16 protein-coding genes are annotated in these 12,807 nt (G+C 67.0%); 6 read left to right on the top strand and 10 right to left on the bottom strand.

Going from position 1 to position 12,807, the window contains the following annotated elements:
* Together KBZ07_RS08565 and KBZ07_RS08560 are read right to left on the bottom strand one after the other, a co-directional pair.
* Nucleotides 1-301 (bottom strand): TSUP family transporter (locus KBZ07_RS08565; RefSeq protein WP_254931214.1); only part of this gene is annotated, 301 nt, incomplete at its 3' end.
* A 32-nt stretch (nt 302-333) separates the two neighbouring features.
* Nucleotides 334-2,625 (bottom strand): FdhF/YdeP family oxidoreductase, encoded by a 2,292-nt coding sequence (locus KBZ07_RS08560; RefSeq protein WP_254931213.1) that lies wholly within the window; start codon nt 2,623-2,625, stop codon nt 334-336.
* Nucleotides 2,626-2,760: 135 nt separating this feature from the next.
* On the opposite strand from KBZ07_RS08560, the gene KBZ07_RS08555 reads away from it, so the two are divergent.
* On the top strand, nt 2,761-3,846 hold the full coding sequence (locus KBZ07_RS08555) for a GTP 3',8-cyclase MoaA (protein WP_254931212.1): 1,086 nt from the start codon (nt 2,761-2,763) through the stop codon (nt 3,844-3,846).
* Nucleotides 3,847-4,177: 331 nt separating this feature from the next.
* Here KBZ07_RS08555 and moaB read toward each other — a convergent pair whose 3' ends face one another.
* The gene (gene moaB, locus KBZ07_RS08550) at nt 4,178-4,678 is read right to left on the bottom strand and encodes a molybdenum cofactor biosynthesis protein B (RefSeq protein ID WP_254931211.1); all 501 of its coding nucleotides are present in this window, start codon (nt 4,676-4,678) and stop codon (nt 4,178-4,180) included.
* Nucleotides 4,679-4,767: 89 nt separating this feature from the next.
* Between moaB and KBZ07_RS08545 the strand changes: the two genes are divergently transcribed.
* The 3 genes from KBZ07_RS08545 (at nt 4,768) to KBZ07_RS08535 (ending at nt 5,878) form a co-directional block, all read left to right on the top strand.
* Nucleotides 4,768-5,052, top strand: a complete 285-nt coding sequence (locus tag KBZ07_RS08545) for a MoaD/ThiS family protein (RefSeq protein WP_254931210.1) — start codon at nt 4,768-4,770, stop codon at nt 5,050-5,052.
* Nucleotides 5,015-5,503 (top strand): molybdenum cofactor biosynthesis protein MoaE, encoded by a 489-nt coding sequence (locus tag KBZ07_RS08540; protein WP_254931209.1) that lies wholly within the window; start codon nt 5,015-5,017, stop codon nt 5,501-5,503. The genes KBZ07_RS08545 and KBZ07_RS08540 overlap by 38 nt, the downstream gene beginning before the upstream one ends.
* Before the next feature lie 93 nt (nt 5,504-5,596).
* On the top strand, nt 5,597-5,878 hold the full coding sequence (locus KBZ07_RS08535) for a hypothetical protein (protein ID WP_254931208.1): 282 nt from the start codon (nt 5,597-5,599) through the stop codon (nt 5,876-5,878).
* 28 nt (nt 5,879-5,906) lie between these two features.
* Here the strand turns inward: KBZ07_RS08535 and KBZ07_RS08530 are convergent, their stop codons facing one another.
* Entirely contained in the window at nt 5,907-7,154 is a 1,248-nt protein-coding gene (locus KBZ07_RS08530; RefSeq protein ID WP_254931215.1) for a molybdopterin molybdotransferase MoeA, read from the bottom strand.
* A complete protein-coding gene (gene moaC / locus KBZ07_RS08525) occupies nt 7,147-7,632 on the bottom strand; it encodes a cyclic pyranopterin monophosphate synthase MoaC (RefSeq protein WP_254931207.1) in 486 nt (161 codons plus the stop codon). Before moaC ends, KBZ07_RS08530 begins: the two co-directional genes overlap by 8 nt.
* Before the next feature lie 99 nt (nt 7,633-7,731).
* Between moaC and KBZ07_RS08520 the strand changes: the two genes are divergently transcribed.
* Entirely contained in the window at nt 7,732-8,214 is a 483-nt protein-coding gene (locus KBZ07_RS08520; protein ID WP_254931206.1) for a hypothetical protein, read from the top strand.
* A gap of 4 nt (nt 8,215-8,218) precedes the next feature.
* Here KBZ07_RS08520 and KBZ07_RS08515 read toward each other — a convergent pair whose 3' ends face one another.
* Genes KBZ07_RS08515 through KBZ07_RS08495 form a run of 5 tightly spaced genes read right to left on the bottom strand, consistent with a single transcriptional unit; the run spans nt 8,219 to nt 11,987 of the window.
* Nucleotides 8,219-9,427 (bottom strand): alpha/beta hydrolase, encoded by a 1,209-nt coding sequence (locus KBZ07_RS08515; protein WP_254931205.1) that lies wholly within the window; start codon nt 9,425-9,427, stop codon nt 8,219-8,221.
* Between the two features lies 1 nt (nt 9,428).
* Entirely contained in the window at nt 9,429-10,193 is a 765-nt protein-coding gene (locus tag KBZ07_RS08510; protein WP_254931204.1) for a MinD/ParA family protein, read from the bottom strand.
* A 4-nt stretch (nt 10,194-10,197) separates the two neighbouring features.
* Nucleotides 10,198-11,106: a cache domain-containing protein gene (locus KBZ07_RS08505; protein ID WP_254931203.1), complete on the bottom strand. Its 909-nt coding sequence runs from the start codon at nt 11,104-11,106 to the stop codon at nt 10,198-10,200.
* A 6-nt stretch (nt 11,107-11,112) separates the two neighbouring features.
* The gene (locus KBZ07_RS08500) at nt 11,113-11,754 is read right to left on the bottom strand and encodes a hypothetical protein (RefSeq protein WP_254931202.1); all 642 of its coding nucleotides are present in this window, start codon (nt 11,752-11,754) and stop codon (nt 11,113-11,115) included.
* 23 nt (nt 11,755-11,777) lie between these two features.
* Entirely contained in the window at nt 11,778-11,987 is a 210-nt protein-coding gene (locus KBZ07_RS08495) for a hypothetical protein (RefSeq protein ID WP_254931201.1), read from the bottom strand.
* A gap of 357 nt (nt 11,988-12,344) precedes the next feature.
* Here KBZ07_RS08495 and KBZ07_RS08490 point away from each other — a divergent pair.
* Nucleotides 12,345-12,807, top strand: a 463-nt coding sequence (locus tag KBZ07_RS08490; protein ID WP_254931200.1) for an MFS transporter, incomplete at its 3' end; no start/stop codon positions are given.

The following is a 12,807-nucleotide window of genomic DNA, read 5'->3' as shown; positions in this document are numbered from 1 at the left end:
ATCGAGCCAGCGCCCCCAGAAAAGCCATCGGCAGGCCGGCCAGCAACATCGGCCAGAACAGCCGCCAGCGCAGGTGGCCGGCTCGCACGAACTGCCAGCTGCCCTGGGCCGCCACCGCGATGTTCAGGATCAGGGCAAGCGGCTTGATCTGCTCCGCCGGCAGACCGGCCAGGGCCAGCACGGCGATGTAGCCGGAGGCGCCCGCATGGCCCACGGCTGCATAGAGAAAGGCCACCAGGCCCAGGAGCGGCAGCAGCCAGAGGGTCACAGCCAGTGGTGCGGATAGGGCCGGCACCGCCATGGTGGCAACGGCTACGCAGGGGAGCAGTGGCCTCAGCTGCCGCGCAACAGCACCGGCACCCGCTTGAAGGCCGGCGTACCGCTCTCGGGATCGTTCACCGCCCGCATCAGCACATTGGCCTCCGGATAAAACATCAAAGCCGCGCCGCAGCGCACCGAGCCGGGAATCAGCTCGATCCCATCCAGCTGGCCCGCCTCACCCTGCACGGTCACCCGCTGGTGGGCCCGCAGCCCACAGGCGGCCAGATCCTCTGGGTTGACCAGGATCGTCTGACGGTGCGGCATGCCCCGGTAGCTGTCGCCCTGCTTGTAGACCACCGTATTGTGCTGGCCGTAACTGCGGGCGGTGATCAGGTTCAGCACCAGGCCCTGCTCGCCGGCGGCCAGGCCGCCGAAGTGATCCGCATCCGGCAATCCGAGCTCGGGCAGCGGCGTCACCGCCAGCTGGGCCCGGCCAGTGGCGGTGGCGAAACGGGGCCCCTGGAACACCCGGCCGGCCACCTCGAATTCCTTCTTGCTGGCGTCGATCTCGGCGATGGCGGCGTAACCGGGCACGGTGCGGGCGATCAGCTCGCGCACGTACACGGGATCCTGCAGCCGCCGCCAGTCGATCGGCTCGGTGCCGTGCAGGCGGTGGGCCAGCTCAGCCAGGAACTCCACCTCGCTGATCAGCTGGCCGCTAGCCAAATGGGTGCTGCCGGGCTCGTTGAGCCGCACCCAGTTGTTGCCCGATTCCACCGTGGTGCGGTGGGGCGTCTCGAAGCGGTTAAACACCGGCAGCAGCAGGGTCTGGCGCGCCGCCAGGCCGTGGAAGTGGCCGGTGTTGGGCTTGGTGGCCAGGTAGATGATCGTGTCGATGCGGCCAAGGGCGGCCTGGGCCTGGCGGCTGTCGGGGTTGGCGCCGTAGAGGTTGCCGCCCAAACAGAGCAGGGAGTCGACGGCGCCGGCAGCGGCCGCCTCGATCAGGGCGCGGGTGTTGTAGCCCCGGGTGAGGCTGAGGGGCCGGCCGAGCAACTGCTCAAGCGCCAGCCGCATCGGCTCGCGCAGATTCACCGTCACCCCCATCGAGCCGAAGCCCTGCACGTTGGAGTGGCCGCGGATCGGCATCGTGCCCGCCCCCGGCCGGGCCACGTTGCCCGTGAGCACGGCCGTGTTGGCGATCGCCTGCACGTTGGCGGTGCCGTTGGCGTGGTGGGTGATGCCCATCGCCCAGGCAAACACCACCGCCTTGCACGCAGCCAACCGGGCAGCGGTGTGCTCCAGCTCCTCGCGGCTGAGGCCGCAGCAGCCCGTGATCGCCTCCCAGCTGGTGGTCTCGATCTGCTCGATCAGGGCCTGCCAACCATCGGCATGGGCCTTCACGAAGTCGAGGGCGATGGCGCCACGCTCCAGCAGGGCCTTCTGCAGCCCCAAAAACACGGCGGTGTCGGAGCCTGGAATCGGCTGCAGGAACAGCGAAGCGATCTCACTGCCCCCGCCGAGCATCGAGCGGATCGGGAAGGCGGGCGAGCCGAACTTGAGCAGCCCCGCCTCCAGCACCGGATTAATCACGATCACCGTGCCGCCGCGCTCGCGCAGGCGGATCAGCTCGTTCATCAGCCGCGGGTGGTTTGCCGGCGCATTGGAGCCCACCAACACCACTCCATCGGCTTGCTGGAGGCTCTCGAGGCTCACCATCGAGGTGCCGCTGCCAAACACCCGGCCTAGGCCGATGCTGGAGGGGGCATGGCAGAGGTCAGAGCAGTCGGCCAGGTTGTTGGAGCCGAGAGCCCGCAGCAGCAGTTGCAGCAGGTAGGCGGCCTCATTGGAGGAGCGCCCGGAGCTGTAAGAAGCAACCCGCTCCGGCGACGGCCTAGCGAAGGCCGCGGCGCTGAGGTCTTGCACTTCTTCCCAGCCGATCGGCTCGTAGTGGTCGCTGCCGGCTCGCTGAATCAGGGGTCGATCGAGCCGGCCCAGCTGGTCGCATTCGGCGGAGCTGAGCTGCTGCAGCTCGGCCAGGCTGCGGCCGGCAAACACCTCCGCTGGCACCGCGGACTGCAGTTCCGCTCCGATCGCCTCCACACTCTTGAGGCAGCGCTGCAGCCGCTCACCCAGTTCATCGCGAAAGCCACCGTTCTGGCCGCCCGTGCCCCAGGCGCAACTCAGGCAGGCGCTTTTGTGGTTGAGGGTCTGCCAAAGCCGCAACCCCGTTGGTGAGAGGGTGGCGCGGGCCCAGCCGTCGATCAGGGGCCAGCCGCCCCCGCTGGCGGCGTCTTCTGGGTCCGGTGGCTCAGACGATGCCTTTGACTGGAAAGCGGCTGGCGAACCAGATTGCTCAGGCGCCATGGCTGCTATGCCGGTGTTTTTCAGAGCCTAGGGGTATGGCAAGGTCGCTCTTTATGAATCGCAGCCCAGCCAACGCAGCAAGCAGCGCCCGAAACCCCGAGTGGTAAGTGGGGCTGTAGCTATAGCGTTGCGGCCATGGCCAGCGCCACTAACCATCCCAAAACCGTAGCCAGCCGCGTCCCCCCAAACGACCGACTGGGCCGGCCACTTGGGGTGCTGCGGCTGTCGCTCACGGCCCGCTGCAACCTGGCCTGCCCCTACTGCCTGCCGGATGGCAAGGAGCCACCGGGCCTGCTGACGCTGAAGCAGCGGCTGGGGGTGATCGGGGCGGCGGTGAACCTGGGAGCCCGCAGCCTGCGGCTTACCGGCGGAGAGCCGCTGCTGCACGGGGGCTTGGAGGAGCTGATCGCCGCTGTGCAGCCCCTGCGCGCCACATACCCGGAGCGTCCCGGCCTGGGGGAGATCGCTCTCACCAGCAATGGCCTTTTACTAACCGCTGAGCGAGCCCAGCAGCTACGCGCCGCAGGCCTCGACCGGATCACCCTCAGCCTCGATGGCACCACGGCTGGGTCGGTTGCCCGCATGGCTGGCCTAGCCGATGCCGCCGCCGGTGAGCGGGCCTTGGCGGCGGTGCTGGCGGCGATCGTGCACGCCAGCACCGCCGGCTTTGATCCCGCCCGCGGCGCCCTCAAGCTCAACGCTGTGATTCAGCGCGGCGCCAACAACGATCAAGTTCTGCCCCTGGCGGCTCTGGCCCGGGAGCGGGGGCTGGAGCTGCGGCTGATTGAGTTCATGGACGTGGGCAGCCGCAACGGCTGGCAGTACGAGGCGGTGTTGAGCGCCGCCGAGATGCTGGAGCAAATTGGCAGCAGCTGGCCGCTTGAGCCGCTGGGCCGCACCGCCCACGGCACCGCCAGCCGCTGGCGCTACCGGGATGGGGGCGGCAGCCTGGCTGTGGTGGCATCGGTGAGCGCACCTTTCTGCGGGGACTGCAACCGTCTGCGGGTTACCGCAGATGGCGTCGCCTACACCTGCCTTTTTGCCGCCCCGGGCAGCGGCTTGGATCTCAAACCATGGCTGAAGGAGGAGTCAGACGCCGCAGAACTCGAGCTAGCCATGGCCGCCCTCTGGAATCAACGAAGCGACCGCTATAGCGAAGAGCGCAACACTGCAAAATCTGCCAACAGCACACACGCCGAGATGGCCTACCTAGGGGGCTGAATGGATAACCAAACAGCATCAGCCTCGCCAAGTGGGCATACCTCCAGCCATGAAAGTGCCCCGATGGCGCCATAGGGCCTCAGGAGTCACAGTGATGTGGTTGGCGGCTGCCAACTCAGCGGCCTCCTGGGTAGACCGGGTGGTCAGCAAAGCGGCAGTAAATGCAGGATCGCGCCGCGCCAGCTCTTTGAGATCGTGCAGAGCAGCCGTAGATTGCGCTTGGCAGGTAGTCATCTCACTTTCCTCAACTATCTGCACCCAGGCTAGGAAGCCTTATTCAGTTAAGAGGTGAGCAAAAACACCCGTCTTGTCTGACATGTAATGACCAGGCTCATACCTCCCGCAACCGCGGCAGCAGCTGCACCAAATTGCAAGGGCGGGTATCTGCATTGAGCTGGGCAGCAATCAGCCGGTCCCAGGCTGTCTGCACCGCATCGAGGGAACCCGGCAGCACAAAAATCACGGTGCCATTAGCCACCCCCGCCAGGCAGCGGCTCTGCAGGCTGCTGGTGCCAATCGTTTCAAAGGAGAGCACCCGAAATAACTCACCAAAACCATCGATCGTCTTATCGAGCAGGGGTGCCACCGCCTCCGGGGTGCCATCGCGGCCGGTGAGCCCGGTGCCGCCAGAGCTGATCACCACCTGCACAGCAGGATCAGCAATCCAGCTACTGATGGCGGCACGGATCTGGTAGCGGTCGTCCGGCACCAGCAGGCGCTCCACCAGCCGGTGACCGGCCGCCTCTAAGCGCTGCTGCAGGGCATCACCGCTGCAGTCCTCAGCCAATGTGCGCGTGTCCGACACCGTGAGCAGGGCGATGGCGAGGCTCACGGGCAGGGCTCAGGCGTTTGGGGCATTCTGGGCGGCGTAGCTAGGAGCTCCCTAGCGATCACTTAGCCCCAACCCTGCTGCTGCAAGCCATGGCCGTCTCCACCGATCCGGCATCGCAAGTGCAGGTACGCCTTTTCGCCGGCTTGCGAGAAGCGATGGGCTGGAGCGAGCAACTGGTCGAGCTAGCCCCAGCCGCTGGGGAAGCCAACCCTGCTGGCACAACACCTGAACAGCTCTGGCGGCAGCTAAACCTGCAGCCCGCCTATCCCCCCGCCGGCGTGCGGGTAGCAATCAATCAGCAGTTCGCCGCCTGGGACTCAAGCCTGTTCGCTGGCGATGAGCTGGCCTTCCTGCCGCCAATCAGTGGTGGCTAACGCGATGTTGGCAATCCAGCTGGAAACGGTGCCGTTCGAGCCGCTGTCGGTCCTGGCCGAGTGGCAGGCGCAGCTAGCCCTTTTGCCTGGCGGCATGCCGGCGGCCGAAAGCCAGTTCATCGGCAGGGTTCGGGGCTGCGATGCCACCGGAGAGCCCCTGGAAGCTTTGGAGCTGGAGCACTACCCCGGCATGACCGAGGCCTGCATCGCCTCCCTGTCAGCCGCCGCCGCGGGCCGGCACGGGGCGACTGCAGTGCTGGTGAGACATCGGATCGGTCTGGTGTTGCCGGGAGACGCAATCGTGCTGGTGGCGGTAGCGGCCGATCGCCGCGGCCCGGCCCAGCGCTGCTGCCAAGAGCTGCTTGAGGCCCTCAAGCACGAAGCCCCCTTCTGGAAACGGGAATGGAGCCAGGGGGTGGGTAGCTGGATCACGGGCAATACGCCCCTATGAAGCTCGGACCCAGGAAGAAGTCCGCGACTCAGCAGACCCCAGCTATCTGTGCCACATTCATGGGCATAAAAACTTGGAGAGCTGGCCGTGCACATGGTGGCGAATTTTTGGCCCGGAGCGACGCTGGAGCAATTCCAAGTGGAACTGGCCCAGCTGGAGGGCAAGGAGCAACCTCAAGCCCAGCTGCTGCGCACGGTGGCGGAGGTGGAAGGGGGCTTGATGATCGTCTCCCTTTGGGAAGGGCAGGCGCAATACGACAGCTGGGCTGAAGCCACCCTGTTGCCCCAGATCGATCTTCCAGGGGGCATGGAAGGTCGCCCGGAACAACGCAAGGGGCTGGTGGTGGATCACTACTCCGTGCTGCCTGCCAGCTGAGCAGTTGGGGCCGCGGCCGGCACGCGGCTCAGAAGATCGGCAACCGCAGCAGCTGGGCCCAGAGCTGCGTTCCCGCCTCAAGATTGCCCAGCTCCGCCGGGATCTCCAGCAGCAGATCGGCCCCCTGCAGCGAGCCGATGCGGGAGGAGGCCTGGGAGCCCTCCACCCGGGCCAGCAAGCCCCCATCTGCCGCCACCACCAGCTGGGCGCGGGCCAGCTCCGGCCGCCCCGCCCCGCGCCGCAGCTCCTGATCCAGCCGCACCCGCAGACGGGGGAGCACCTGGATCGCGCCACCCTCCAACCGCTGCAGCGCCGGCCAGAGCAACTGCAGAGCCGTGATCGCCGCCGCCACCGGATTACCCGGCAACCCAAAAAAGGGCACGCCTGCCACCTCTCCCCAGGCAAAGGGGCGCCCCGGCTTGAGGAACAGCTTCCAGAAGCTCACCTCCCCCAGCTCCCCCACCAATTGGCGGATCCAGTCGCTGTCGCCAGCGGAGACGCCGCCGGTGCTTACCACCACATCGCAGCCGGCCGCCAGCTCCCGCAGGGCCTGGCGCAGGGGCTCGGGCTGATCGGCTACCAACCGCTGCTGCGTCACCCCATAACCCAGCTGCTCCAGCAAAGCGGCAAGCAGGACCGAATTGCTCTCCCAGATCTGGCCAGGGCCCCGAAGCAATCCGGGACTGAGCAATTCATCACCACTGATCAACAAACCCAGCCGCGGCCGCTTGGTCACCGTGAGCTGCTGCACACCGCAGCTGGCCAGCCTGCCCAGCTCGGCAGCCCCCAGCCGGCAGCCCACCGCCACCAACTCCTGCCCGACGGCAGCCTCCTCCTCTGGCCCGCGGATCCAGGGGTTAGGACCGGCCGGGCGCACCAGCTCCAGGCTGGGACCTTGGGGCAGCTCCAGCGGTTGCACCAGCTCTTGGGGCAGCACCCGAGCGCTGCCCGCGGGCACCACGGCGCCGGTGAGGATGCGCACCGCCTCACCCGCTGCCACGGCCGAGCCATAGGGGGCACCGGCGGCCGAAGTGCCCCGCAGGCGCCAGCGGGCACCCACCAGCGGCTGCTCGGATCCGGCAATGGCGTAGCCATCCATGATCGAAGCCCGGAAACCCGGCACGGCTGCCGCCGCCAGCACCCGTTCAGCGGTGATGCGGCCCAGACAGGCCGCCAGCGGCAACGCCTCGCAGCGCCCCAGGGGCTGCAGCGACTCCAGGATCTGGGCCCGGGCCTGGTCGAGGGGCAGGCCCTCCGGGCCGAAGGGCTCACTCATGCCGTTGCCAATCCCCGCTGCGGCCGCCACTTTTGGCCAGCAGCCGCACCGGACCGATGGTCATGGCGGGATCGGCGCTCTTGAGCATGTCGTAGAGGGTGAGCAGGCCCACCTGCACGGCCGTGAGCGCCTCCATCTCCACTCCGGTGGGACCGGTGGTGCGGGCGATGGCGCGCAGCCGCAGGCCACTGCCATCGGTGGCCGGCTCCAGCTCCACGCTCACGCCGCTGAGGGCAATCGGGTGGCAGAGCGGAATCAGTTCCCAGGTGCGTTTGGCCGCCTGGATCGCTGCCACCCGCGCCACCGCCAGCACATCGCCCTTGGGGGCCCGGCCCTCCAGCACCAAGGCCAGTACTTCGGGGGCCATCTGGATGAACCCCTCAGCCGTGGCCTGGCGGGCGGTGGCGGGCCGATCGCCAACCTCCACCATGTGCACCTCGCCGGCGGCATTGAGGTGGCTCAACTGGGGTGCAGACATCTCCTAGTCCTCAAACCGAGCGCCAGGCCCAAGCATGGATTGCCCGACGCCAAACGTCCCCACCTTCTCCCATAACGTGAGGGTCGCTTCCCCCTCGCGATGACCGCTCGCCGCACCATCCCGGTCCTGCTGCTTCTGGCCGCCGGCCTCGCCCCCCTGGCGCCACCCAACGCCCAGGCCGGCCCACTGCTGCGCCGCGCCCAGGAACGCAAGGCCTGCCAGGAATTCGCCGGCAAACTCCAGGCCGCATCCGGCAATCCCCAGCAGGCCCAACTGGTGTATCAGCAGGGAGTGCTGAAGCTGGTTGAAACCTTCGGCGAAAACCCCTGTGGCGACATCCCTGCACCCACCGCAGCTGCTCCAGCTGCCCCGGCACCTGCACCAGTCACCTCAACAGTCACCGCACCAGTCACCGCGAAGCCCGCCAATCCCCAGCAGGCTCAGGCGTGCCAGGAGTTTGCGAGCAAGCTGCAGGGCGCCCAGGGCAACCCGGCCCAGGCCCAGCAGATCTATGCGATGGGCAGCCAGAAACTGAGCGGCATGTTCGGCCCCAACCCCTGTCCACAGATCAAGGCTCCCTGAGCGCCTAGGGCTGCAGCTGCTCTCTCAGCATCCTGGCGATGGCGGCGCAGGCCTCCTGGCCTGCGGCGATGGCACCACTGAACAGGATGAAGTCGTGGAACATGCCTTCGTAGCGCTGCAGGGTCACCTGACCTCCGGCCGCATCGAGCCGTTCGCTGAACACCTCACTGTCATCACGGGCTGGATCGTGGCTGGCGGCGATCACTAGAGAGGGCGGCAGATCGCGTAGGTCGCCCACCAAGGGCGAGCCGCGCCAGTGGCCGGGATCGGGCTGGTAATGGGAGACATACCAGCGCATGTCGGCCGCCGAGAGGAAGGGGGCTTCGGCCAGGTCGCGATAGGAGGGCAGCCCCAGGGAAGGATCCAGGGTGGCGCAGGCCAGCACCAGCGCTCGCGGCTTGCAGAGGCCTGCCGAGCGGGCGGCCATCGCGGCCACCAGGGCCAGGTTGCCGCCGGCGGAATCCCCCATCACCCCCAGGCGGTTGATATCCAGGCCCAGATCACTCCCATGGCTTACCAGCCAGTGCAGGGCACACTCCACATCGTCGGCGGCCGCGGGCCAGGGGTGTTCCGGCGCCAGGCGATAGTCCACGCTCACAAAAGCACAGCCCGACTGCTCGCACAGGGTGCGGCAGAGGCTGTCATGTGTTTCGATGCTGCCGATCACCCAGCCGCCGCCATGGGCGAATAGCACCACCGGTAGCAGCCCGGAGCCGCAGCCGGGTGGCAAGTAGAGGCGGGCCCGCAGCTTGCCGCCCAGGTATAGGTTCTCGGTGGTGAGGCGATCCGATCGCGCCTGCGCCCTTGGGTTGGGCTGGCCGGGGTCACCCAACCGGTCGATCAGGGCTCGATCCTGCAGAGTGCGGCGCTGCTGGCTGAGGCGGGTGCTCCAGGTGACCACGCCTGGCTGCCGTTCCTGACGCAGCACTGAGCCCGCCAGGTAGAGGCGATCGAGCAGATGGTCCAGTTCCGCCTCGCTGCGTCCCATGGCCTCGGCCAGTTGCGGGATGGTGGCGCCTTTGAACCGGATCAGCTGGCGCAACAGGGAGAATTCACCTTGCTGTCGTTCCAGGTCGTAGAGGCGCATGCCCAGGCGCCGGGCAGCCTGGGGAGAGAGCTCGGAGACCGGCCTGACGCCAGCGCGCTCCAGGCGTTGCAACAGGGCAGTGCAGTCGGGATGGAGTGGCAGCGCCGTCCCCTGGCCAGGCTCCATCTCAGATCTCCGCGAGGATCCGCCGCGCCATCGCCCCCAGCTGTTGCGACCAGGCATGCTCGGGGTCGCAAACGACAAATGGGGAGGCGGAAGCGTTCATCGCCATCGCTTCGCTGAGGGGCAGCACCGCACCCACCTCGGCCTGGTAGGCAGACGCGACCCGCTCCCGCACGGCTTCGACGGGCATCAGCTCCGGCACCTTGTTGATCGCCAGCAGCAGGCTCGGCACCTCGAGTCGGCGGGCGATGTCCACGGTGACGGCGGTGCCCTGGAAATCCTGCTGATCAGGGCGCAGCACCAGCAGCAGCACATCCGAGAGGGTGAGCGAGACCAGCGTCTCCTCGTTGAGTCCGGGGTGGGTGTCCACGATCAGCACATCGAGGGCGAGCTCATCGATCAGGGTTTGAAAGCCGGTGTTCAGCAGCCCCACGTCGTAACCCTCCCGCAACACCCGCGTGATGTCGGTGGCCTTGATACTGGCAGGAATCAGTAGCAGCTTGCCGCCGCTCGCCACCGTGCCGACCCGGTCGGTGATGTCGTGCACCACCTCGCTGATCCCGCACTCCCCGTGCAGGTAGTCGTTGATGCAGCGACCGAGCGTTTCGGGTTCAAAGCCGAACAGCACATGGATGCCTGGCGACTGGATATCGGTGTCCACTACGCCGACCCGTCGTCCCTGTTGGGCCATCACCGCCCCCAGGCTGGCGGTGATGTTGCTCTTGCCAGTGCCCCCGCGGAACGAGTGCACCGAAACGATCAGGCTCATGGAGTCAGGAGGGGGGAGGAGAAGCCTGGCGGCTGGCTCGGCGCTGCTTGCGCAGATCCGCGGCGGCGGCCTTGAGGTCGTTGAAGAAATCACTCTCAACTATCGACGCCACATCGCTTTCGCGCCGCCCATGGTCGATTTCGATGTGGAGGGCGGCCACTTGGGCCTTGAGAGTGGCTTCCCGTTTCTGGGCCTGGCGCGCGGCCTCCTGGATGCGACGGGCCAGGAAGCCCAGGTCATCGCGGCGGCGGATCACCTTGGCCAGCAGCGAGTCTTCCACTGGTTGGTTGGTTTCCAGTTGCGTCGCCGCCTCCGTGAGGGTGCGCAAGGGGCCCGAGATGGTTCGACTAGCGGCGATGGCCGCCAGGGTGGCCAGCAAACTCAGCAAGGAGGCCAGCAGCACCACCCGATGCTGCACCGCCGCCGTGGTCAGGCTGAACAGGGATCGGGATTGCAGCACCACTGCGGTCCAGCCATCGGTTTCGAGGGGTTGCCAGGCGGCCACCACGGGATGGCCATCGAGTTCACCCAAGCCAAAGCCTGGTTGGGCGGCTCCCCTCAGGGGCAGCAAGTTGGCTGAGATCGGGTGGTAGCTCAGCTGGCGGCGGAAGCGCTGGCCCCGATCGATCGGGGCGTTCAGGCTGACGCTCCGTTGGGTCCCGCGGGCCCTGTCACCGCCTGGGCCGAGGATGCCCAACCTCAGGGAAGGATCCTTGGCGGAGGAGATCAGGCCATCGGCTTCCACCACCATGGCGCTGTTGCCCTCAGCAACCTGCAGAGACGAGGAATTGGCCAAGGTATGGGTGGCCACCACCGCCACCCCCACCACCTCCTGGCCGTCGCGCACCGGGCTGGTGATCGAGATCGTTGGCGAGGGGTTGGTGGTGGAGATCGGCAGATAGGTGCCGCTCACGTAGGATTACTGCCGCAGTCCCCGCTGGAAATAGGTGCGGAAGCTGTAGTTGTGGCCGATCAATTTGCGGTCGGAGGCGGCGATGCAGTTGCCCTCGCGATCGAGCAGGTAGGTGAACACCACATGGGGGTGGGAACGCTGCAGGCGATCGAGCAGATCCAGCACCCGCTGCTTGCGTTCGGCCCGCTGCTCTGGCGGTGATGCCGACAGGCTGATCACACCGGGATCCTTGGATACAAAGCGGATCAGCTCCACATAAGCCTGAATTTCATGGTTCAGGCCGCGGGCCACCGAGCTGGCCAGACCCGCCAGCTGCCTCTGGCCACTCACCTCGGCCTCCCGCTCTGCCATCGAGGCGCCTACAAAACCCACCAACAGGGCGGGCAGCAGCGAGAACAGCACCATCAGGCCGCCAAGCTTGATCCCCACGGGCCAGGTGGCCGGATCCCGCAACCGGGGACGGTTGGCCTGCTGGAGATTTGATTGGGGCCCGGGCACCGCTGGCTCTGATGCCTGGACGAGCTTGGGGGCTTGGGGGGCGAGATCCAGCAGTTGGGTGAGGTTCGCCAGTTGATCTGGTGTGCAGGGCACCGTCTGCCTGATCTGGCGCAGCAGCTCGCGGCGCAGCTCCCCATCGCTGGGGATCAAGGGCAGCCACTGGTCGGGTTGATCTAGCAGGCGATCAAGATCCAGAGCGGTGGGTTTGGCTGTACGGGCTCTGAGGCCCCGCAGTTGGGCATCAAGGGCATCACCAGGCCCGTTGCTGGGGCGTCCTGGCCATGAAAGATATCCAACAGCTGCTGCTGCAGCAGGCGAGCGCGGCGCTGACGGGCAAGCCCACCCGAAACTATCTCGGCACGGCTGATCAGCCCATCCTCCATTCGGACGCGTTCCAGACGCCTCGGAGAGCCTAGGGAAAGCGGCTAGGAGCCTGTCGCGCAGATCCGCCCGCACCTCTGCACAGATGCCCCTTAATCTGCGCAGATCGCTGTGACTGCAGTGGATCTAGGCGCGCACACGGTGGCGGAGGTGGAAGGGGACTAATGATCGTGTCCCTCTGGGAGGGACAACATGAATACGACAGCTGGGCTGAAGCCACCCCTTGCCCCAGATCGATCTTCCAGGGGGCATGGAAGGTCGCCCGGAACAACGCAATGGACCGGTTGTGGATCACTTCAGAGCTGCTCCAATTCGATCCCATAACGTGTGGCTTGACGCACCCGCCAGCCACCCTGCCGTTGTCATTACCCCGCCCCTCCACCTTCTTCTGCGCCTTCCTGACCCTGCTCAACGACCGGCTGGGGGAAAGCATCGTCTTTCCGCTGCTGCCCTTTTTGCTGGCGGGCTTCACCAGCGATGGCCGGGTGCTGGGGCTACTGGCGGGTAGTTACGCGGTGGCTCAGTTCGCCTTCACGCCCCTGATCGGTGCCCTCAGCGACCACTACGGCCGCAAACCGGTGATCAGCGTCTGCGTGGCGGGCTCGGTGCTGGGCCTGGCCCTGTTTGCTCTCACCATCAGCTTGCCCTGGGCCAACCTTTGGCCCGCCGCCCAGGCCGCCGGGTTGCCCCTGGCCCTGCTGTTCGGGGCTCGGTTGATCGATGGGGTGAGCGGCGGCACCGCCGCCACAGCCAGCGCCGTGCTGGCCGACATCTCGCCGCCGGAAAAACGAGCTAAGGCCTTCGGCTTGATCGGGGTGGCCT

It is taken from the genome of Cyanobium sp. BA20m-14 (assembly GCF_024346295.1).
This window is presented reverse-complemented; position numbering and strand designations above follow the sequence as displayed.